The organism is Acinetobacter sp. WCHA55 (assembly GCF_002165305.2).
Lineage (GTDB): Bacteria > Pseudomonadota > Gammaproteobacteria > Pseudomonadales > Moraxellaceae > Acinetobacter.
In genome coordinates, this window is record NZ_CP032286.1 from 2,500,979 (window position 1) to 2,521,487 (window position 20,509).

The window sequence follows — 20,509 nt, forward strand, 5'->3', positions numbered from 1 at the left end:
CAAAACATTATAAAAAATCTTTTGAGACAGTTAATTTAGTGCCTTAACTGCCTGTAATAACTGTACCGTTTCATGCAACGGTAGCCCCACGACATTGCTATAGCTTCCCTCTATGCGTGGAATATAACGTGCTGCAATGCCTTGTATGGCGTAGGCTCCCGCCTTACCAATGGGTTCAGATGTAGCCCAATATGCTTCCATATCTTCAGGGCTTAAGTGCTGAAATTCAACTTCAGTACGAACTACTATACTTGAAATTTGTGCATTTGTACGAACACAAACACCTGTATAAACATCATGCTTACGTCCCGAAATTTTTTCCCACATTTCAAATGCATGCTGCTTAGATTCAGGTTTACCTAAAATTTCTTGATCCACCCCTAAACTGGTATCGGCAGCTATCACAATTGCATCAGGATATTGATGCTGTACAGCCTCTGCTTTTGCGCATGCCAATCGCTCCACATAATGAGCTACTGGCTCGCCTACTTGTACAGATTCATCAATATCTGGACTATAAATATCAAAGACAAGACCGAGCTGCTCAAGCAGCTCGCGACGACGGGGCGAACTAGACGCTAAAATTAAACGCGCCATTTTTTCAAGATGAAATAGACAATCGGGAAAGTCAGCACACTACTCAACAGTGGTTGCCAATGACGCGCAAGGGAAAACTGTGCCCCAATCATAATTTGCGCGATCCACGTAATAAACAAATGCGCGACCACAGCCAAGGTCGTGATGACCCAAATATTGGCAAAGGTCATAATGCGACGTTCACGCGTTAAAAAACGGGACACAAAAGTAATCAAAACAAAACTAAGCGCGTTTAAGCCCAAAGGTGTATCGAGTAGTAAATCGGTGAAAATACCGACTGCAAAGGCAAACCAAATCCCACTCCATGTCGGCTGGCACAGCACCCAAAACAGCATCACCATCATCATAAATAATGGACGCCAACCAGAAAGCGCGTAAGACAAGGGATAGACCATCAATACTGAAGCAATGATCACCGAAAATATGATCGGAAATAAAGGATCACGCTGTTTAGCAGCTCGAAGTTTAGCGATCGGCATGTGGTTGCTCCATCGCTAAAGAATCGGAAAATAAAACAACGACATGATGCCCACCCGCTAACTGCGCAGCAGGAACAACATCGATTTGAGCGAACTCACCTGAATTATGACGACTGATTTTTGAAATGGTGCCCACCAGATAACCTGCTGGAAAATGCTCACCTAAACCAGAGCTATACACTTTTTCACCTACTTTGATTTCGGCACTGGTCGGCACGTATTCCATTTTCAAGTGACCCAAATCTCCGGTCCCTGAAACAATGGCACGCATTCCAGATCGCTCTAAGCGAACCGAAAGAGAATGTTCTTTATCTGAAAGTAACATGACACGACTACTATGCGGATAGACATTGATAATCTGTCCCATAATCCCTTTGTCATCGAGCACGGTTTGCCCGACTTTTAGCTGACTATTGGCACCACGGTTGACCACAATAATATGGCGCAGTGGATCGGCATCTGTCCCAATGACTTCTGCAATTTCCATACGACCATCAATGATCAACGGGGTATCTAACAGACCGCGTAAACGCGTATTTTCCGCAGATAACTCAGATAATTTTTGTAAACGCACCTGCGCCTGCAATAACTCGGCTTGCATCGCGGTATTTTCGCGACGCAATTGAGCTTCAGACTTGGTTTGTTGATTCAGCCACTCTCGCGATAACACGGGATAACTTGCTACGGCATAAATTGGATTATAAGCGGCGTACAAGACATCTCTTGCAGGTTGAATCACATGCGGCATGCGCCAGTTAAAAAACAGCACGACCAAGCATGTGATCACTGCAATGATAAATGAGCGAAAAGATGGCGGTTGTCTGGAAAACAGATTTGTTTGCACCCGCCGATTCCTTTATTAGCCTACAAATAACATGTCGTGATTTGGATTATCGAAGAATTCTAAAACTTTACCGCCACCACGAGTGACACAAGTTAGAGGATCTTCTGCAACCACCACAGGTAAGCCTGTTTCTTGTGCAAGAAGTTTATCGAGGTTACGCAGTAATGCCCCACCACCTGTCAATACGATACCGCGCTCCGCGATGTCTGAAGACAGCTCAGGAGGCGTTTGCTCAAGTGCGGATTTCACAGCTGAAACAATACTTTGTAATGGATCAGAAATCGCTTGCGTGATTTCGTCCGAAGTCACAGTGATCGCACGTGGCACACCTTCAGCAAGGTTACGACCGCGAACTTCAATTTCAAGTGTTTTAGAATCAGGTTCTGGTAAAGCCATACCCACTTCTTTCTTGATAATTTCAGCAGTGGTTTCACCAATCACGCAACCATGTGCTTTACGTACGTAGTTAATGATTTGCTCATCAAATACATCACCACCAATACGTAGTGAGTCAGCATAGACACAACCTTGCAGCGAAATAATCGCAATTTCAGTTGTACCACCACCAACATCCACCACCATTGAACCGCATGCTTGTTCAACGGGCATACCCGCACCAATTGCAGCTGCCATTGGTTCTTCAATCAAACGAACATCACGTGCGCCTGCATTAAATACAGCTTCACGAATCGCACGACGTTCAACCAAAGTTGATTTGCAAGGCACACACACCACAACACGCGGTGCGGGTGGGAACAGACGTTTTTCATGTACTTTACCAATAAATTGGTTCAGCATGGTTTCAGTCACTTCAAAATCGGCAATCACACCATCCTTCATCGGACGAATGGCAGAGATATTCGCAGGGGTACGGCCTAGCATTTGCTTTGCATCAAGACCTACTGCGGCAACGATTTTTTGTGAACCACTGTGACGAATTGCCACAACTGTCGGTTCATTTAATATAATGCCTCGTCCTGGTGCATAAATAAGTGTATTTGCTGTACCTAAATCAATGGCTAGATCGGGCGAAAACAAGCCAATTAGTCTTTTTAGAATCACGGAGACGTTCTCGATTAAACTTTATGTGGACGCAAGGTGGCAACTTTAACTAAATGTGATGATTTGAACAAGTCAATCGCTTATTATAACGCACGATATTTTGAAATTTTTTAATACTGACTCAGGTGATGTTATGTCTACATCGGATGCACAGCATTCTGCAGATTTAAATGCACAAACAGTTTCAGCAATCGCCAATCTTGCTCGATTGTCGCTAGATGATACGCAATCTGCTGAATATGCTCAAAGTCTAAATAAAATTTTAGGCATGATGGAAACCTTAAAAGGCATCGACACCGATGGTGTTGAGCCGCTTAAAAGCCCATTTGATCATCCACAACCCTTACGTGAAGATGTGGTTTCAGAAACCAATCATCGTGATGAATATCAAGCCATTGCACCGCAAGTGCAAGACGGTTTGTACCTTGTTCCTCGCGTGATTGAATAATTTCTATTCAGTTAAACCATTATTTTGTAAAAATTAACGTAAAGACATTTCTCATGACAGATTTACATCGCTTATCGATTCGTGAACTCTCTGAGGGTTTAGCTGGGGCTAAATTTTCATCTCGCGAACTGACTGAACATTATTTAAAGCGCATTGCAAAGCTAGATACACAAGTTAAATCTTATGTAACCGTGACTGCAGAACAAGCGCTTGCACAAGCCGATGCTGCCGATGCCGCAATTAAAGCAGGCACAGCAACCGCATTGACAGGTGTGCCCATTGCACACAAAGACATTTTTTGTACCCAAGGCATTAAAACCACTGCCGGTTCAAAAATGTTGGATAACTTTATCTCTCCTTACGACGCCACTGTTGTAGCGAAAGGCAAAGCTGCTGGTCTGGTCACTTTAGGTAAAGTGAACATGGACGAATTTGCCATGGGTTCAACCTCTGAGAACTCATTCTATGGCGCTACAGCTAACCCTTGGAACTTAGGTCATGTACCAGGTGGTTCTTCAGGCGGTTCTGCGGCAGCGGTTGCAGCAGATCTTGCTCCATTTGCCACAGGTACAGATACAGGTGGTTCAATTCGCCAACCTGCATCGTTCTGTGGTTTAACTGGTTTAAAACCAACGTATGGTCGCGTATCGCGTTTCGGGATGATTGCTTATGCATCATCACTGGATCAAGGCGGTCCAATGGCGCGTTCGGCAGAAGACTGTGCTTACCTGATGAATGTCATGGCAGGTCACGATGCTAAAGATTCAACTTCTGTAGAAAAAGACGTTGATGATTATGTGGCGAACCTAAACGGCACTGCGGTTAAAGGCTTACGTATTGGTATTCCAAAGCAATACTTCAATGTCGCTGGTTTAGATGCAGACGTGAAAGCACGTGTTGAAGAATCATTGAAAAAATTGGAAGAGATGGGCGCGATCTTGGTTGAGATTGATCTCAACATGACCGAAGCTTATGTGCCGACCTATTACTTGATTGCACCTGCTGAAGCGTCATCGAACTTGTCTCGTTATGATGGCGTACGCTATGGCTACCGTGCTGAGAACCCAGTTGACCTGATGGACTTATACAAACGTTCACGCTCTGAAGGTTTTGGTGCAGAAGTACAGCGTCGTATCTTGATTGGTACGTATGCGTTGTCTGCGGGTTATTACGATGCGTACTATGTGAAAGCACAAAAAGTCCGTCGTCTGATTCAACAAGACTTCTTAAAAGCTTTTGAATCGGTGGATGTGATTGCTGCGCCTGCTGCACCAACCACGGCTTATAAAATTGGCGCGAACCTGTCTCCAGTTGAAATGTACTTGGGTGACATTTATACCATCGCAGTGAACTTGGCAGGTTTACCTGCAATTAATGCTCCTGTTGGTTTTGACCAAGACAACTTGCCAGTTGGTTTACAGTTGATTGGCAACTACTGGTCTGAATCACAATTGTTATCGATTGTGCATCAATACCAACAAAACACTGACTTCCACACCCAACGTGCGGCGATTGCTGAGGAGAATGCATAATGGCACAAGCTCAAAAACAATCCCCAAAATCAGCAAAATCAAACTTGATTGATGGTTGGGAAGTGGTCATCGGGATTGAGATTCACACTCAACTTGCGACCAATTCTAAAATTTTCTCAGGTTCTTCGACTGAATTTGGTCAAGACCCGAACACACAAGCCAGCTTGGTTGATTTAGCCATGCCGGGTGTTCTGCCTGTGTTAAATAAACAAGTGGTGGATTTAGCGATTCGTTTCGGTTTAGGCATTGATGCCTACATCGACCAAGCGTCTGTATTTGCACGTAAAAATTACTTCTACCCAGACTCACCAAAAGGCTACCAAATTAGCCAGATGGACAACCCGATTGTGGGCTTGGGTCATATCGACATTCAACTGGATGACGGTACAGTGAAACGCATTGGTGTGACCCGTGCCCATCTTGAAGAAGATGCGGGTAAATCCATTCATGACCAGTTTGATGGTATGTCGGGCATCGACTTGAACCGTGCAGGTACACCTTTATTAGAAATCGTGTCTGAGCCAGACATGCGTTCGGTAGAAGAAGCGGTTGCCTACATTAAAGCGATTCATACCTTGGTGCGCTGGTTGGGTATTTCTGACGGTAACATGGCAGAAGGTTCGTTCCGTGCCGACTGTAACGTGTCTTTACGTCGTCCGGGTCAGCCGTTTGGTACGCGTTGTGAATTGAAAAACCTCAACTCATTCCGTTTCATTGAGCAAGCGATCAATGTTGAAATTGAACGCCAAATGGAAATTTTGGAATGGGATGGCACGGTCGACCAAGAAACTCGTTTGTTCGACCCTGTGAAAATGGAAACGCGTTCAATGCGTTCGAAAGAAGAAGCGAACGATTACCGCTACTTCCCAGACCCTGACTTGTTGCCTGTGATTATTCCAGATGCGCAAATTGAAGCAGCGCGTGCGGCATTGCCTGAGTTACCTGCGGCACGTCGTGAGCGTTTTGTGGCGGACTTTGGCATAACTGAGTACGATGCGCACGTGTTAACACTGACCCGTGAAATGTCTGAGTTTTATGAAGCCGTAGTTCAAGCTGCTGGCGGTGCTGCACAAGGTAAAGTGTCTGCAAACTGGGTCATGGGTGAATTCTCAGGTGCTTTAAATAAAGCAGGCTTAGAGTTGGCAGATTCCCCTGTTTCGGCTGAACAGTTGGGTGGCATGATTGCACGTATTGTGGACAACACCATTAACGGTAAGATTGCGAAGCAAGTGTTTGGCTTTATGTGGGAAGAAGGCAAAACTGCCGATGCCATTATTGCTGAAAAAGGCTTGAAGCAAGAAACTGACACTGGTGCGATTGAAGCGATTATTAAAGATGTGCTTGCAGCCAACGAGAAGATGGTTGAAGAGTACAAGTCTGGTAAAGAGAAAGCCTTTAACGGTCTTGTGGGTCAAGTGATGAAAGCTGCAAAAGGCAAAGCTAACCCTGCACAAGTAAATGAATTAATGAAGAAGTTGATTGGTTGATTTGATCTAGTTTCAAAAGAAAACCCGCTTTAGAGCGGGTTTTTATTTTAAAATTTTTTCCGAGCAACCCATTGTGTATGTTCTCTAGAAAATGCTTGTTCTGCTGAATCCACAAACTGCTCAAACTCTTCAGGATTATCCCCGAGTAATGAAAGTTCTTGTATCAACTTTTGTATTTCATGTGCTGTTAAAATATATGAACTCGCTAGCTCACCATGTTTTTTAATTTGCACCCAACCTATTAAAGCTGTTATTACAATCAATATAGGTTCAACATTACTAAACCAATCATCTTTTTGTATATGGTTTGATGCCACTAAAAACATAGCAATCAAATACACTACTATTAGCACTACAATACATACCAACCAATTACGATTTGCCTTTTTATTACTTTCAGCTTTTGTTGCATACCATATCCTCTGATTTTGAATACGATGTTCTCTATAAAACTTTTTCTTTTCATCTAATGAATAAGTACGGACAATTTTCATTGAATCTGTTATGGCATCTGAATGAACCAAATTAGAATTCGCTATAGGTGCGATCGAGTCAAAATCATTCACCTTTTTGATCTCTTCCAGCCTTTGTAAGAACTCTCTTGTGGATATCTTTTCATCGTTTTTAATCGAAATATCATTAAACGGTGCAGACCCCATTACATACCGCCATGTAATGGTTTTAACAGACTCAGCCAAAGCTCTTGCACGATACCAAGTTTGCTCTGGTTTTTTAAAACTTCGGAATAATTGGCAAGCAAGTAAACCAAATACCAAGACCACTGTAGCTATAAGAAATTTAGTTTCAAACTTTAATAAAGCAGTAACTGAAGTAATAAACAACAATAAATATTCTGCTTTTATCATACGCAGATATATTTTTTGTTCTTTTTCTGAAACATCACTTGCACATTCGTATAAGCCAGGAAATTTTAACTTGAAATTCTCTGGCTCATCCGAAGACTGCTTACGACAGAAAAACTTAGCAAAGAAAACCTTCACGCAGACTTCCTTTGTTCAATCAATTCATTAATTGCTGATGTAACACTTTTACCATTCCAACCAACAACTTTATCTGCTGCTAGAATCACTTTAACTGGTGTTCTTTCAGCTCCCCATGGAACAAGAGCAACTATAGGTTTACCCATCCGAATGGCTTCGTCAATTTCATACTGAATCCAGAAGCTGTGATTAGTATACATACCTGCCAAAATGACAACACACTGAGCATAAGAAATTTGTCGAGTAAGTTGCTTTTTTAGGTCATCAATACTCATATCTTCAAATGCATCATCTTCAGGAACAGAGCTATTAGACCACTCAAAATTAGGAGTATCATCTAAAAATTTTACAGCTCGGCAGTATTTTTCACTATATTTCCAAGAGTGGCTTATGAATAAACGGTGTGACATTGTTATAAAGTCCTATAATTTTGTTGTACAAATACTAAATTGTGATTATTTTTTGTATTTCAACAACCCACCTTGTAACTTAATATTTTAAAAACTTAGATTAGCATTTGAAGTGCAACACCATGTTGTTGCCATAATACCTGACTCGGACTTTTAAAGCTGAGTCTTTTTCTTGGGCGATGATTTAAACGTTGAGTGATTTCTGAGATATATTCATCCGTATAGGCATTTAAATTACTGCCTTTTTTAATGTATTGTCTGATTAAACCATTTGTATTTTCATTCGTGCCTCGTTGCCAAGCGCTATAAGGATCAGCAAAATACCAGTCTAGTTCTAATTCTTGAGCAACATACTTATGCAGACTGAACTCCTTACCATTATCTGCGGTAATAGTCTTTAGCTGATCTTTGATTGGCTTAAGAAGGCTGATGGTTGTTTGGCAAATTTCCTCTGCCTTGCGTGAGCTACACTTTTTCAGCCATAAATAACCTGTCTTCCGATCCACAATAGAGACCAATGATTGCTGATGGTTCTTACCAACAATCGTATCTATTTCCAGATCACCAAAGCGATTCCGCCGCTCAATCTCGATAGGTCTGTCATGAATGCTTTTACGATTACTCAGCTGACCACGGGTTTCAGGAGAGCCGTATTTCCTCTTTCTTTGATTTCTGAAACGTAGGTGATGAAAGAGTGTACCGCCATTGTTTTTATCCTGTCGTATAAAGCGATAAATTGAATGCAAACTGACTGGAACATGAGAAGCAATCTGTTCAGGACTCCATTGAAGATCAAGATAAGAGATGACATGTGCCCACATTTCACAAGGGATTCTTTTAGGATTAGGACAATGTCGTCTTCGAGCTACTTTATTGGCATGTTTAGCGAAATAGCCATTTCTAGCTCGATTACGTTTGATTTCTCTAGAAATGGTTGAAGGTGAACGATTCAGTCTCCAAGCGATATAACGTTTAGAAAAACCTTCACGTAACAATGTATAAATCTGATATCGTTCTTCTTGGGTAAGATGAGTATAGTTCATGATGCAACTTTGACTTTGGTCGGTCGGAAGCAAAATGCTAGCTCATCTTGCTTCTTTCCAATAATTTAATCTCTGTTGCACTTCATTTGAGAATCTAAGAAACATGAACATCAAAAAAGTATCCTCTATCGCCAAACTTAAAGACTTCATACACTCCCAACTTTCAACGTCCGTTTTTATACGTGATTTCTGAATCTCTCCTTGCGAAACTTCGCTTCTCACCTTTAAAAAAGGGAGACTTTGTCATGTGATTAATTTGATATACGAAGTTCCCTCATCCAATAGGAAAGGTAGAGGATAACTACCTCACCACACCCAACTTATTCCAAATCTCAGGCGTCAAAAACGTCGTCACCATTTTATTTAAATCCACATAACGTAACAAACCATTCAACTGCTGCTTCACTTCGGTATTCTTCACAATTTCTTCGCCTGTAATGCGTCCCAACTGCTGAAAACTTTCACCTACCGCTTGAATACCATCTGCCTGAATCACCGCTTTGGTCTGTGCCGAACATTGCTCAACTAAAATGCGCTGCAACACTTGCGCCACGTTTTATCTAATACCTAGTCGCATTTTCCAGTATTCCATTTCAAACAAAAAAATTTACGACTAAAGACAACAAACCATCACTTAACCCTGTCATCTGACTATGCTAAGTTAATTTTAAATCATCAAAACATAAAAAGACCGAGGAAAATAGCATGTCAAAACAAATTTTAATGCTCGTGGGTGACTATGCTGAAGACTATGAAACCATGGTACCTTTTCAGTTTTTAACAGGTCTCGGTTATACCGTACACGCGGTCTGCCCCGATAAAAATGAAGGCGAAAGCATCGCTACAGCTATTCATGACTTTGAAGGTGAGCAGACCTATAGTGAAAAACGCGGTCATAACTTTGCCATTAATTACAACTTTGAAGCGGTACACACTGCGGACTATGTCGGTTTAGTGATTCCCGGTGGTCGTGCACCCGAATACTTACGTATGAATGAACGTATCCTTGAAATCGTACGTGAGTTTGATACTGCGAAAAAGCCAATTGCAGCGGTTTGTCATGGTGCTCAAATTCTTGCGGCAGCCGATGTACTCAAAGGTCGTACGTGTTCAGCTTACCCTGCGTGCGCAGCCGAGGTGAAACTAGCAGGCGGGACTTATGCGGACATTGAAGTGACAGAAGCTGTAACCGATGGGCACTTGATCACAGCACCTGGTTGGCCTGCACACCCTGCTTGGATGGCGCAATTTATTCAAGCTTTAGGGGCGACTGTGACGATTTAATTGCCTTGTTCCTAAATGAATATTTTATGATATGCCCTATCATCTTTTTAGATTCAAAAATAAAAAAGCTCCTTCGATTCAAGGAGCTTTTTTAATGGAAACTCTTACAACATTAATGCTTTCGATTCAGTTTATAAACAGCTCTTACTATTCATAATTTTCAAATATTTTAAACGGCTTAACTACCTTGTCACACCCAACTTATTCCAAATTTCTGGGGTTAAAAAAGCCGTCACCAATTTATTCAGATCCACATAGCGCAGCACACCTTGTAACTGCCCTTTCACTTCTGGGTTCTTTAAAATTTCCTCACCCGTAATCTGCCCAAGTTCCTGAAAACTGTCTCCAACCGCTTGTAAGCCTTCAGCTTGAATCACGGCTTTGGTCTGCACTGAACATTGCTCTACCAAAATGCGCTGTAAAACCTGCGCGAGGTTTTTATCTAGCTGTGTACGCTGTGCATCGGTAACATTGCTATACACCTTCAGATCTGGATGTGCAGCCAGTGCCGCAAACGTCCACTGTAACACAGTGGTTTTATCTGTTGCTGTCGTTGACTTCACCAAACAATTACTCAGTTGATCGACTGTAGTACTGGCCGTTGCAACTTGGACTGAACCACACAATGCTACTGCCAAAACAGCATGACGAAAAATAGCAGAAGACCGACCACGTAAAATGCTTAAAACAGGCTGTGACATAAACTCAACTCCAATCAACAATTGCATTCTTTGTATCATAAAGCCCGTCAATCAGCCTGTTATGGAACTGTAAAATTACCATGTAATTGAAGCAAAAAGTAAAGCCGCTTCATTCAAGCGATTTCCCTATCCAACTCAGCAGTTTCAAGTGCAGTAAGCTGTGGGTGTATGGTCGGACATGCATTCCAAAACCAATAAAAATAACCTTCTGGATCAAGCAATGTATGCATATGAATCGTAGACTGACTACTTTCGCCCTTCCAACACGCTAAAGCCGCATTACGGTTATTATGTAAATCGATAAATTCAGGAGCAACTTGCTTCGGCATTTCGGGAATATAAAGTGCATCGCCATGTTCCACCCACAAGTCAGCCAAGTAAATTTTTCGGTCTTTCGGAAAATAACGTCCTGCTGAAATCACTAAAGGTAGTTTATTTGGATCGGTCGAAGCAAATACATGTGGAAAGTCGTGATGCTCTAGGTCTGTGACGACAAAAGGATATAATGTTTTCGCTGCTAGATTGATTTGAGTTGGATCATAAGGGAAAAAATGACCCGCTAACATGCCATACTGATATTTAATTTGAGACAACTTTTTCCGTGTAGCCTGCACCTCTATCGCCTGTCCAGCTTTCACCAAAGTCATACCAAATGCTGCAGCCGTTTCTGGCGTGGCTTTTAAAGCCATAAACTCAAAAGAGTTTCCTGCGAACGCTAACTGAGTCTGCTCTCCCCAATGGGTTTGGATCGTTTCAATCTTTTCAGGCACAGCATATACATGCCCCATACTCATACTGGCATTGGTCGATGATGCAGTAATGAGTTCAATACCATCTGGCACATCGGCTAAATACTCAGGCGTTCCAGCATTGTTATAAAAATAAGGCTGAGCTGAAATATCAACGTCTATTTCTTGCACGGTCTGATCCAGCAAAGGCGCAGTAAAATAGGTGGTTGGTGTTTGGACATTACTCATGATGTTATTCCTTTGGTTGAGGTGCTCACATGAAGTTCTGCCGTAAACAGCCGAAAGCCTTACTTCATTTGCTTGAGCATATTTTTAGCACCTGTGTGGTTATGGTTTTTGGCTAAATTCTGCAAAACATATTTTGCCTGCCCTTTAGGGTTGGAAAAACGACTGCTATAACTTGGAATACCCGTTAAACAACGTGCAACTAATATGCCCGATTCGGTATAAACATTTGAAGCATCCGACCCTGGCAAACGACCATAGTTGTATGCGCGTTGTGCGCTGTTACAGGCAGCGACTTGGTTACGTCCACTGTTAATGTCACGACGTGCAGCCACATATAGTTTGGCCTGCTGCTGCTGTGGCGTTTCTGCAGCTTTGGCGGATTTAGGTGGCGCTTCAACTTTGTTTTCTTTTTTAGGCTCTACTTCTTTTTTGCTTTCTTCCTCTTTCTTCACTTCTGCCTTGGTCGCAGATGCCTTCGTCACCGCTTTTTTGCTTGGTGTAATAGCTGTCATACTGCGTGGTGTTGGCTCAGCCAATACTTTGGTTTGTAGACTCACCACACGAATATCATTTGAATTGGGCAGTTTGCGTTCAGACAATGCCTCAATACTCACCCACCACTGTTCACCATTATTGAGCTGGCAACGAAAAGTACCCGTGCCCTGTTTTAAACTGTTATAGGTGCGAAGTAACTTTTTCGCCCACGGATCTTTCACTAAGCTAAAACTACTTTTTTGTGTCTGAGTAAAACGTCCACCATGGGCTTGGCAATACTGACTGAACATGCTGCGTGGATATAACACCTCAATATCTTTTTCATTTTTTACACCTACCGTGTGATACACGTATTCTTTACTGGTTTTATCTGTCTCATTAATTTTTCGTTCTACGATTAGTTCTTCTGGCGATGCAATATTTGTAAAAGGTGCTTGTGCTATATTTCCCAGACTAGTACAGCCCTGTAACACACTCCCCAAAACCCCAAATACACATAAAATTTTATAATTCACTACGACTTTACTCTTAAACACCCGCATAAAAACATTAGCGGAAAGCTCATAAAATAACAAACTTAAACAACTGTTTTTATTATTTATTTAAGTTTGATGCACACATCATTCTTCTTCTTTTTTTGATAACCTTAACAATGTTTCATTAATTTAGTTTGAACCATACAACAAAAGTTACAGACAAAATGATGGTTGAGCACATAAAAAACCTGCCATGAAAGGCAGGTTTAAAATAATCATTTATTTATCTAAAACTGATTCGAAAGCCTTCAAACGCTTATAGATTGACAAAAGTTCGATAATGGTTTTCCACGACATAATTAAATACTGAAATGATTCACGAACTTTGCCAAAAACATTACCAATTTGGTTGATTAAACCGAGGGTCATTTTCCCTGAAGCAATTGCAGGGAATAACACCACCAAATTATATAAAATGTCTAACTGTCGATACCATGTTGCCACTAAATTGAAATAAGCATAGTGAAAATACAGTCGGAAATAATTTTTACGCACTCGACTAAATAGTTCAGTCAACGTAGCAGGTTGAGCGCGGTCTGCATGGTCTTCGCCATACACCAACTCTTTACGGTAAGCTGCTTCAACCTTCTGATTGTTAAACTCTAAACCTGGTAATTTACTTCCCACCACCATTAACAAGACCGTGCCAAAAACAGCCCAAATAATAGCTGCCCAAACCAAGGAGTGCTTTATTTCCCCCACGACAGGCAACTCAGGCACATGTTTGGACAATTCAAATAAGATCGGTAAAAATGCAACTAAAAGCATAACCGAATTAATCAACTCGACACCTAAATCTTCCATGATCGTAGCAAAACGCATGGTATCTTCCTGCACACGTTGAGCTGCCCCTTCAATATGACGTAATTTTTCCCAATGCTCTGTGTAATATTCATTCATAGCTGTACGCCAACGGAACACATAGTGACTGGTAAAAAAAGCATTGATCACAGCAAAAGTGACCGCAACCATCGCAATATACAAGAAGGTTAAAGTTCCCATATACAAATCTTTAATGTTGCCCCCTTTGCCAAGCATGCTCTGGATCATGTCCCAAAAAGGACCATACCAAGCATTGATCGCAACACTAACCTGTACACCAAACCAGATGTTAAACAGAATAAATGCGGAGCCCCAAATCGACCATCTTTGCCATTTATTGTCTGAGACAAAACGCCAAAATAAGCCAAAAAGAGTTGTTGCTATAAAAAACCAGAGATAAAACCACAGAAAAGATGGAGACCAAAAACGGCTGACCCCAATAGGCAGTTCAGCCGTTGCATATCCTTGCGGCCAACCTATGGCGCTTCCCCATGTATTCCCCCCTGAATACCACAGTCCGACATTGATCACCGACCAAAGTAATACCGAAATGAAAAACCATCTAGGGTTTGGGAAAAATGACTTAAACATGAACGATCTATATCCCTTTTATATTTCAGGTATGCAATCCGTGCATACTAATCCTTATTTCTTAATTTAGTACAATCGCATTACAGCAAGTTTGTACACTTTACTTATCCTTATTGGGTTATACGTTATTTGATTTGTATACCCCTTCACAAGAGCTCAAGATATTATTTTCCGACTTGATCAGTCACATCACAATCAAAATAAACCATTTCAACAACTTATGAAAACAAAAACGGACTTTAGCTCAGATTTATAATAATATTTTATTGCTTACAATTTTTAGATTTCAAAACTGAAAAATTATTGAGGATTTAAAGCGAATACACAGATGGAATTTCGCCAAAGCGAGTATACGATTACTTGTTGATTTTATGTATAAAAGAATGAAACTTGCATATTTTAAAATAACTTCATGCTACTATCTTTTCATTAAAAACTATTGGATCTATAACATGGAAACCCTAGTACTTGAACTGATCAAACCACTCACCCTAACAAAAGAAGATTTTCCACCTATTAACTTTGAAGAAGGCACTGTGCTCAAAGTTCTAATGAAAACACCTACTGGTTACTTGGTCACAGCGGACTCTCGTTTTAATTTTACGGTGTCTTTTGATGATGAAAATCAAGTATGGCAGAAGCTGTAATTTGTAGCACACTTTAATAAAAGAATAGTCTATTCAATAAGATAAAAATAAAAATCTATCTTTTTTTATTGATTTAAAACTGATTGTTTTTATTAAAATTGAGTTTTTTATACCGAATCAGCAAACGAAGCCGTGCTGAGAGTTTTCTACACTTATTGATTTTATGATTATTTTTTCCACCAAATCCAAATTTGCACAGTGATCATAATAATAATTGCAATACCGACAAAATAAGGATGTGGTACTTTCCAAAGCATAAGTCCAGCAGCAAGGCTCATACTCAACAAAGAAAGTATTTTCGCTTTTGTCGGTAAGGTTTTATGTTCTTTCCATTGTTGTAAAAGGGGACCAATAACCCGATTCTGTACAATCCAACGATGTAAACGCGCCGAACCTTTAGCAGCAAAAATAGTGGCTAAAAAATAAAAATCAAAAGTAGGTAAACCAGGAATAATGATTCCTAATGTGCCTATAGCCAAACAGACCCAAGCAAGCCCAATACACACCCAACGTACCCAAATTGATTTTGCAAGATTCGAATCTGAGTCATCCTTATGTTTGGATATTGAACTTAACTCGGTATTTTGCATGTCTGCCTCTTACTTCAATTGTTCTAAGTCTGCTAACAATTGACCAAAGCGAGAAAAGCCTTGCATCGCGCCCTCAATAACCTGATCTTGCTGCTCTTGACTGAAGTTGGCATCATCCATAGCCTGCTTAAAACGTTTCCAGACCACAGCACGCCCCTCTGGATAAGCAGCTAAATTACGCGCAGCAAAGTCAGCGCTAAAACCAAACTGGCTCTGTGCTGCTTTAAATAAAAATGCTGCACCTAAAGTCGAACCTTCAGACACATAGATCCAGCCCAAAGCTTGAGGAAAGCTAACATGATCTGTTGCAATGCTACTGGATTGAGGTGCTAACCCTAGATCTTTTAAGTCCAACAGCGCAGCATCTGAACGACCACGCACATCTAAGTCTGGGATAATACGTACCACTTCAGGGTGTGCATATAAGTGTTCAACATCTTTCTGGAAATAATATTGAGATAAAGTAAAGCGCGCATAGTTACTTTGGTTTTCAAAGACTTTTGCTTGTGCCATTAACTGTTCCATTCGATCATGTTCTGTCGAAGTTTCCGTTTTTAGACGCTGAGATAAACTTGTTTCTAGCTGCTGGTTCATACTGGTGGTCACGTTTAAATCCTATGGTTCCTGTTTGTACTGATTTCCACGTTTGTTCTTTTCAGAATTTCCCAACAACTCGAATCACGCTTTCGGATCTCTTGAGATTGATGATTTTTCTAAACTGTAAAACTGGACTTATACATATAGACGAACAAAAAGTTCAAAATACGCAAAAATAATTTAACTTTCTTCTCTGTACTGAAAAATCGTCTTTTTTACTTTACGCACTATTGCATTTGGACACATCATAAATGATAATCAATATCATTTAAACCCTTGGGGAAGTATTATGTCTCCTTCCACCTCTTCCAAAGCACAGCAACAGTTAATTGGTGAACTTTATCTTCAGCATCATGACTGGTTAATTCAGTGGCTGAGATATCGGATTCGGCATCCCTTTAATGCTGCCGATATTGTGCAAGATACTTTTGTGCGTTTAATCCAAGCCAAACATAAGTTGGCTTCGATCCAAGAACCCAAAGCCTATCTCATCAATATTGCAAAACACGTTTTGATTGATCAGCATCGTAGAAATGTAATTGAAACCAATTACTTAAAAAATCTCTACGATGAAGCTCAATTAGGACAAGAGCTAATTCAAGACAACACTATTGAAGACACCATACAAATTCTGGATTTTCTATCGGTTGCCTTAGGTAAAACCACCGCTAAAGTGCGCCAGTCCTTTATTCTTTATTATATTGAAGGCTATAGCCAAACCGAGATTGCTGAATTAACAGGAAAATCACTACGTAGCATACAAGGCTATTTAGCCGATGGACTCAGTCTCTGTTATGAGCTACGCCATAAAATGCATGCAGAATGCGAAGAATGAAAGACGCTCGGCATATTCGTAAAGAAATTGCCCTTTGGGTGATTCGACTCAACTGTGACAACCCAACTGAGCGTGCACAAGTTCAGCAAGAGTTTCAGGCTTGGCAAAGAAATCATCCGCAATATCTGCCCTATTTTGAAGAATTCCGAGACTTTGATCTTGAAATGCAGAACCTATCACGCCAGCAAAACCTACATGGTGAAACTGTCGAACAAACCTTTCAAGCCATTGAGCATGAACAGCAAAAAGTTATCTCATTGTTTAATCAGGCTGTTTTCTCACTGATGGCCATCAGTTGTCTTGGTTATTTGAGTTTTACTTATATTCCCTTTTCTTATTATTTTGCAGACTATAAAACTGCAACCAGTGAAGTGAAGAATATTGTACTCGATGATGGCTCAATGCTGACCCTCGCGCCTAAATCAGCGATAAAAGTGGATTACACCACTGGGCAAAGAAGAATCGAATTAATCCAAGGTGATATCTATGTTGATGTCGCTAAGAACCCTGCTCGCCCTTTTATCGTCCATACAAAACAAGCTGACTATCAAGCACTTGGAACACGTTTTATTGTCAACCAATATACCGATACAAGTGCACTGAATATGTTGCATTCACGTGTTCAAGCCCGTGCTAATCTGACTGCTCAGGCTAAGCCTTTAATTGTTTCAGAAGGTCAACGGATACAAGTTGACGCTCATGGCCTTGGAAAAATCGAAGTCTTTGATACACAAATGTTCAAAACTTCATGGCAAATGCAACAAATTCAGGCCAATCAACTGGCTTTACCTGATCTTCTCAATCGCTTAAATGCTTACCATAGTGGCTACATGATTTTTAATGAAAAAGAACTCAGCCAAATTAAAGTGACGGGGATTATTAACCCTCAACAAGACTTGCTTGGAACACTGCAATTGATCCAGTTACAGTACCCTCAGCTTGAGTTTTTTCAAATCGGAAACTATGTGACCTACGTCAAAATGAAAGCCTCTTAATTTAAAATTTGTACTCAAACTTTAAGCTTAAACTTTGCTTATCATTGCTATATAGCCAGTCTACATTGCTTTTATTTTGGTTATAGTTGTAGGTTAAATTGGGGGTCAGACCGTATAGTGTGAATTTGGGCATTTGCAGTACCGCTGTATAATTCTGTTCAAAATCATGACGTCGGGTATCAAAGCCAAAACCATTGACATATTGATCGTACTGTCTCCAACGTAAAGAGCTAAACACAGTCAAGTTGATTCCATCTAGGATCGGTTTACTCAACCCAAAGCGAACACCTTGTTGTTCATAGGCTGCAAAATACTGTTCCTCGGTATTGTGATCGACATAGTCTAATCCTGAAAACAACGTCCACTGCTGTGGTAGAACTTTCCAAAAGGTCACAAATATCGACTTTTCAATGCCACTCTGTTTTTCATATAAGATATGATCGACATCTTCAATTTCTGCTTCCAGTTTTAAGGCTTTATCCTGCCCAATAAAACGCATCCATTCTGCCCGCATACCATAAGCATTTGACAAAGTATCATTGGCATAGCGTCGATGTTCAAACACAGGTGCAACTAAAATTTGATTACGTGGGTTTTGAAAACTATAGCCTGCATTAAAATTGAGGGTAGCTTCATTATAGTCACTTTGCTTTTGATAACTTTTTCCATAACCCAACGCCTTGAATGCAAATCCATGCTGCCCTACAAGTGACCAGCGTTTACTGATGACTGTTTCATAGTCGAATGCACTTGCATCAATCGGATCTGGAGTACCTTGCTTTAAGTCACGAATAATATATTCACCATTTGCATCCACCCCGACAATGGTGGGTACCAGTGTATAGCGCTCGGAAGAATTATTAATATTGGTTGCATGACGTATCCCCAAAGCTACATTGCCTTGCCATGTATCACGTTGATCTAAAGTTTTTAAATATGCGTCGATGCTGTGATTAATATTGTGACTGATTTGATCATTTGCCCCCGCTAAATGCTGTTTCACTTGTTCAAACAACTGTTTGGCTTCTTTATTTTTTTGTTGTTCTGTCCATAATCTTGCCAATTCCAAACGAATCATCATATTTTCAGGCTGCAATTCTAAGGCCTGCTGAAATAGGTGCTCAGCTTGTTGCGCCTGACCTTGTACTCTTGCCAGTGAGGCTTGCGCAAAATAAGCCAAAGACAGGTCATGATCTTTAAAATTTAAATAGCGATTTAAGTAAATCTGAGCAGCCTGCCACTGTTTTTGCATGACTGCAATGTATAAAGCACGTCCAACCTCCTCCACATTTGGCTGAACTTGGACGGCCTCCCCATCAATCACCATCGTCGGTAATGGATGAGCATCTATGTTTTGTTGCTGTTTGAACTGTTGTTCTATTTGTAATTGCTGTTGTTGTAATTCTTGGTTTAAACGCAACTGAGTGTCGTCATCTGCTGCATATATATGTTGTTGACTTAAAAAGAATATGCCAATTAACCATTTTTTTTTCATTACTCACACTCAAAAGATAAAACATAGAAATATGAAAGACCTACCGAAGTAAGTCTTTCACGCCTTTCAATTAGGGAGTATATGAAGTCTGAACACCACCAAAGGCTGTATCTAAATTACGGTCATCAAACTGGGCAATACCCGCTAAAGAACCAGTATTGGTCGCTTGGTTACCAAAGAAGTGACCCGATGCATCACCTGCGATTGAACCGTTTGCAGTCGCAGTTCCATAGAAGCTTGCTGAGCTTGCATCAATATCAGCATTCACTTGTAGGCTGCTTACCGTTCCTGTACCTGTTAATTGGCCCGTCAAAGTTGCATTATTGAAGTTTGCTGTAAAGGTATTGGCACCTGTGGCAGTCAAGTTGTTTCCATTGTTAATGCCACTCACGCTATAAGTTGCAGTACCTGCATTCGGTACTGATGCGCCAGTATTGTTGCCAATATAGAAAACTGTACGGGTTGCTGCATCAGCAGCACCTGTATAGTTTCCAGCACTGTCTTTCACCTCTTTGGCCCATTCGCCAAACCAAACATCATTGCTTGCAGCGGGGCTTACATTCTTGAACTTCCAAACACCGAGACCTGTATGTGGAAATGGAATACTGGCCAAATCAATCCCTGCAGCCAACCCATAGATGCCTGTTGCAGGATCATAAGTACCGCCATAATTTGGATTATTAATAAAGCTAACCAGATGATCTTCAAATGATGCTTTTAAGTTCAATAACTGACCTTGTACTCCACCTGCTGCTGTGCCAGAAAGGTTATACGCTGAGCCCAATAACAAATTGGTCGTGTCCGATTGACCATAAACCAAGGCTGCTTGTGCAGAACCCATTACGCCCAATGAAGCAATCATTGCCAGTGTAAGTTGCTTAACTTTCATTTGTTCATTTCCTTTTATTTAGAATTTAAGATCATCAATAATTAAATGATAATCTTAATGATTATTATTTACATATTTGGATTGTATTTATGCTTGATTCAATTCTCTAGATGTAAAGCATAAAAAAGATCGGGCTATGTAAATTGTCAATT

At 40.8% G+C, this 20,509-nt stretch carries 22 protein-coding genes and 1 pseudogene; 7 read left to right on the forward strand and 16 right to left on the reverse strand.

Annotated features, from left to right (window positions below; translation table 11 throughout):
• Nucleotides 1-30: 30 nt before the first annotated feature.
• Genes CDG62_RS14895 through CDG62_RS14910 form a run of 4 tightly spaced genes read right to left on the reverse strand, consistent with a single transcriptional unit; the run spans nt 31 to nt 2,982 of the window.
• Entirely contained in the window at nt 31-597 is a 567-nt protein-coding gene (locus CDG62_RS14895; RefSeq protein ID WP_087527719.1) for a Maf family nucleotide pyrophosphatase, read from the reverse strand.
• Nucleotides 585-1,076, reverse strand: coding sequence for a rod shape-determining protein MreD (gene mreD, locus CDG62_RS14900; protein WP_087527718.1), 492 nt, complete (start codon nt 1,074-1,076; stop codon nt 585-587). Before mreD ends, CDG62_RS14895 begins: the two co-directional genes overlap by 13 nt.
• Complete coding sequence (gene mreC, locus CDG62_RS14905; RefSeq protein WP_004694667.1) at nt 1,063-1,920, reverse strand: rod shape-determining protein MreC; 858 nt, start codon at nt 1,918-1,920, stop codon at nt 1,063-1,065. Before mreC ends, mreD begins: the two co-directional genes overlap by 14 nt.
• Nucleotides 1,921-1,935: 15 nt before the next feature.
• Nucleotides 1,936-2,982 (reverse strand): rod shape-determining protein, encoded by a 1,047-nt coding sequence (locus CDG62_RS14910; RefSeq protein WP_087527717.1) that lies wholly within the window; start codon nt 2,980-2,982, stop codon nt 1,936-1,938.
• 133 nt (nt 2,983-3,115) lie between these two features.
• On the opposite strand from CDG62_RS14910, the gene gatC reads away from it, so the two are divergent.
• The 3 genes from gatC to gatB are packed head-to-tail and all read left to right on the forward strand — an operon-like array spanning nt 3,116 to nt 6,449.
• The gene (gene gatC, locus CDG62_RS14915; protein WP_004694671.1) at nt 3,116-3,430 is read left to right on the forward strand and encodes an Asp-tRNA(Asn)/Glu-tRNA(Gln) amidotransferase subunit GatC; all 315 of its coding nucleotides are present in this window, start codon (nt 3,116-3,118) and stop codon (nt 3,428-3,430) included.
• Nucleotides 3,431-3,483: 53 nt separating this feature from the next.
• The gene (gene gatA / locus CDG62_RS14920) at nt 3,484-4,962 is read left to right on the forward strand and encodes an Asp-tRNA(Asn)/Glu-tRNA(Gln) amidotransferase subunit GatA (RefSeq protein WP_087527716.1); all 1,479 of its coding nucleotides are present in this window, start codon (nt 3,484-3,486) and stop codon (nt 4,960-4,962) included.
• A complete protein-coding gene (gene gatB, locus CDG62_RS14925) occupies nt 4,962-6,449 on the forward strand; it encodes an Asp-tRNA(Asn)/Glu-tRNA(Gln) amidotransferase subunit GatB (protein WP_087527715.1) in 1,488 nt (495 codons plus the stop codon). Before gatA ends, gatB begins: the two co-directional genes overlap by 1 nt.
• 47 nt (nt 6,450-6,496) lie before the next feature.
• Here the strand turns inward: gatB and CDG62_RS14930 are convergent, their stop codons facing one another.
• The 4 genes and pseudogenes from CDG62_RS14930 to CDG62_RS14945 form a co-directional block, all read right to left on the reverse strand.
• On the reverse strand, nt 6,497-7,450 hold the full coding sequence (locus tag CDG62_RS14930) for a DUF4231 domain-containing protein (RefSeq protein ID WP_087527714.1): 954 nt from the start codon (nt 7,448-7,450) through the stop codon (nt 6,497-6,499).
• Nucleotides 7,447-7,860 (reverse strand): TIR domain-containing protein, encoded by a 414-nt coding sequence (locus tag CDG62_RS14935; protein WP_087527713.1) that lies wholly within the window; start codon nt 7,858-7,860, stop codon nt 7,447-7,449. The genes CDG62_RS14930 and CDG62_RS14935 overlap by 4 nt, the downstream gene beginning before the upstream one ends.
• Before the next feature lie 95 nt (nt 7,861-7,955).
• A complete protein-coding gene (locus CDG62_RS14940) occupies nt 7,956-8,903 on the reverse strand; it encodes an IS30 family transposase (RefSeq protein ID WP_119496091.1) in 948 nt (315 codons plus the stop codon).
• A 301-nt stretch (nt 8,904-9,204) separates the two neighbouring features.
• Nucleotides 9,205-9,459, reverse strand: a pseudogene (locus CDG62_RS14945) (hypothetical protein); the annotation flags it as partial.
• Between the two features lie 149 nt (nt 9,460-9,608).
• Here CDG62_RS14945 and CDG62_RS14950 point away from each other — a divergent pair.
• Nucleotides 9,609-10,187, forward strand: coding sequence for a DJ-1/PfpI family protein (locus CDG62_RS14950; RefSeq protein ID WP_087527947.1), 579 nt, complete (start codon nt 9,609-9,611; stop codon nt 10,185-10,187).
• A 182-nt stretch (nt 10,188-10,369) separates the two neighbouring features.
• Here the strand turns inward: CDG62_RS14950 and CDG62_RS14955 are convergent, their stop codons facing one another.
• The 4 genes from CDG62_RS14955 to sbmA all read right to left on the reverse strand — a co-directional run bounded on the left by CDG62_RS14955 (nt 10,370) and on the right by sbmA (nt 14,309).
• Complete coding sequence (locus CDG62_RS14955) at nt 10,370-10,888, reverse strand: hypothetical protein (protein WP_087527951.1); 519 nt, start codon at nt 10,886-10,888, stop codon at nt 10,370-10,372.
• A gap of 113 nt (nt 10,889-11,001) precedes the next feature.
• Nucleotides 11,002-11,865, reverse strand: a complete 864-nt coding sequence (locus tag CDG62_RS14960) for a hypothetical protein (RefSeq protein ID WP_087527946.1) — start codon at nt 11,863-11,865, stop codon at nt 11,002-11,004.
• 59 nt (nt 11,866-11,924) lie between these two features.
• Nucleotides 11,925-12,875 (reverse strand): hypothetical protein, encoded by a 951-nt coding sequence (locus CDG62_RS14965; RefSeq protein WP_087527950.1) that lies wholly within the window; start codon nt 12,873-12,875, stop codon nt 11,925-11,927.
• 240 nt (nt 12,876-13,115) lie between these two features.
• Entirely contained in the window at nt 13,116-14,309 is a 1,194-nt protein-coding gene (sbmA, locus tag CDG62_RS14970; RefSeq protein WP_087527945.1) for a peptide antibiotic transporter SbmA, read from the reverse strand.
• Between the two features lie 452 nt (nt 14,310-14,761).
• On the opposite strand from sbmA, the gene CDG62_RS14975 reads away from it, so the two are divergent.
• Nucleotides 14,762-14,956 carry a hypothetical protein gene (locus tag CDG62_RS14975; protein ID WP_004694700.1) on the forward strand — a complete coding sequence of 65 codons (195 nt, stop codon included), beginning with the start codon at nt 14,762-14,764 and terminating at the stop codon, nt 14,954-14,956.
• 167 nt (nt 14,957-15,123) lie between these two features.
• Here the strand turns inward: CDG62_RS14975 and CDG62_RS19420 are convergent, their stop codons facing one another.
• Complete coding sequence (locus CDG62_RS19420; RefSeq protein WP_087527944.1) at nt 15,124-15,546, reverse strand: YbaN family protein; 423 nt, start codon at nt 15,544-15,546, stop codon at nt 15,124-15,126.
• Nucleotides 15,547-15,555: 9 nt separating this feature from the next.
• Nucleotides 15,556-16,152: a biliverdin-producing heme oxygenase gene (locus CDG62_RS19425; RefSeq protein ID WP_404814602.1), complete on the reverse strand. Its 597-nt coding sequence runs from the start codon at nt 16,150-16,152 to the stop codon at nt 15,556-15,558.
• A 280-nt stretch (nt 16,153-16,432) separates the two neighbouring features.
• Here CDG62_RS19425 and CDG62_RS14985 point away from each other — a divergent pair, with 280 nt between their 5' ends.
• Nucleotides 16,433-16,978: an RNA polymerase sigma factor gene (locus CDG62_RS14985; RefSeq protein ID WP_086208621.1), complete on the forward strand. Its 546-nt coding sequence runs from the start codon at nt 16,433-16,435 to the stop codon at nt 16,976-16,978.
• Nucleotides 16,975-17,973, forward strand: a complete 999-nt coding sequence (locus CDG62_RS14990; RefSeq protein ID WP_162904039.1) for a FecR family protein — start codon at nt 16,975-16,977, stop codon at nt 17,971-17,973. Before CDG62_RS14985 ends, CDG62_RS14990 begins: the two co-directional genes overlap by 4 nt.
• A 1-nt stretch (nt 17,974) precedes the next feature.
• Here the strand turns inward: CDG62_RS14990 and CDG62_RS14995 are convergent, their stop codons facing one another.
• On the reverse strand, nt 17,975-19,468 hold the full coding sequence (locus tag CDG62_RS14995) for a porin family protein (protein ID WP_087527942.1): 1,494 nt from the start codon (nt 19,466-19,468) through the stop codon (nt 17,975-17,977).
• A 70-nt stretch (nt 19,469-19,538) separates the two neighbouring features.
• Entirely contained in the window at nt 19,539-20,357 is an 819-nt protein-coding gene (locus tag CDG62_RS15000) for a Slam-dependent surface lipoprotein (protein ID WP_087527941.1), read from the reverse strand.
• Between the last annotated feature and the right edge of the window lie 152 nt (nt 20,358-20,509).

Excerpts from the sequence above, each read along its gene's own strand:
- CDG62_RS14895 (WP_087527719.1), bottom strand. The coding sequence starts at position 597 with ATGGCGCGTTTAATTTTAGCGTCTAGTTCGCCCCGTCGTCGCGAGCTG.
- mreD (WP_087527718.1), bottom strand. The coding sequence starts at position 1,076 with ATGCCGATCGCTAAACTTCGAGCTGCTAAACAGCGTGATCCTTTATTT.
- gatC (WP_004694671.1), top strand. The coding sequence starts at position 3,116 with ATGTCTACATCGGATGCACAGCATTCTGCAGATTTAAATGCACAAACA.
- gatA (WP_087527716.1), top strand. The coding sequence starts at position 3,484 with ATGACAGATTTACATCGCTTATCGATTCGTGAACTCTCTGAGGGTTTA.
- gatB (WP_087527715.1), top strand. The coding sequence starts at position 4,962 with ATGGCACAAGCTCAAAAACAATCCCCAAAATCAGCAAAATCAAACTTG.
- CDG62_RS14935 (WP_087527713.1), bottom strand. The coding sequence starts at position 7,860 with ATGTCACACCGTTTATTCATAAGCCACTCTTGGAAATATAGTGAAAAA.
- CDG62_RS14940 (WP_119496091.1), bottom strand. The coding sequence starts at position 8,903 with ATGAACTATACTCATCTTACCCAAGAAGAACGATATCAGATTTATACA.
- CDG62_RS14950 (WP_087527947.1), top strand. The coding sequence starts at position 9,609 with ATGTCAAAACAAATTTTAATGCTCGTGGGTGACTATGCTGAAGACTAT.
- CDG62_RS14955 (WP_087527951.1), bottom strand. The coding sequence starts at position 10,888 with ATGTCACAGCCTGTTTTAAGCATTTTACGTGGTCGGTCTTCTGCTATT.
- CDG62_RS14960 (WP_087527946.1), bottom strand. The coding sequence starts at position 11,865 with ATGAGTAATGTCCAAACACCAACCACCTATTTTACTGCGCCTTTGCTG.
- sbmA (WP_087527945.1), bottom strand. The coding sequence starts at position 14,309 with ATGTTTAAGTCATTTTTCCCAAACCCTAGATGGTTTTTCATTTCGGTA.
- CDG62_RS14975 (WP_004694700.1), top strand. The coding sequence starts at position 14,762 with ATGGAAACCCTAGTACTTGAACTGATCAAACCACTCACCCTAACAAAA.
- CDG62_RS19420 (WP_087527944.1), bottom strand. The coding sequence starts at position 15,546 with ATGCAAAATACCGAGTTAAGTTCAATATCCAAACATAAGGATGACTCA.
- CDG62_RS14985 (WP_086208621.1), top strand. The coding sequence starts at position 16,433 with ATGTCTCCTTCCACCTCTTCCAAAGCACAGCAACAGTTAATTGGTGAA.
- CDG62_RS14990 (WP_162904039.1), top strand. The coding sequence starts at position 16,975 with ATGAAAGACGCTCGGCATATTCGTAAAGAAATTGCCCTTTGGGTGATT.
- CDG62_RS14995 (WP_087527942.1), bottom strand. The coding sequence starts at position 19,468 with ATGAAAAAAAAATGGTTAATTGGCATATTCTTTTTAAGTCAACAACAT.
- CDG62_RS15000 (WP_087527941.1), bottom strand. The coding sequence starts at position 20,357 with ATGAAAGTTAAGCAACTTACACTGGCAATGATTGCTTCATTGGGCGTA.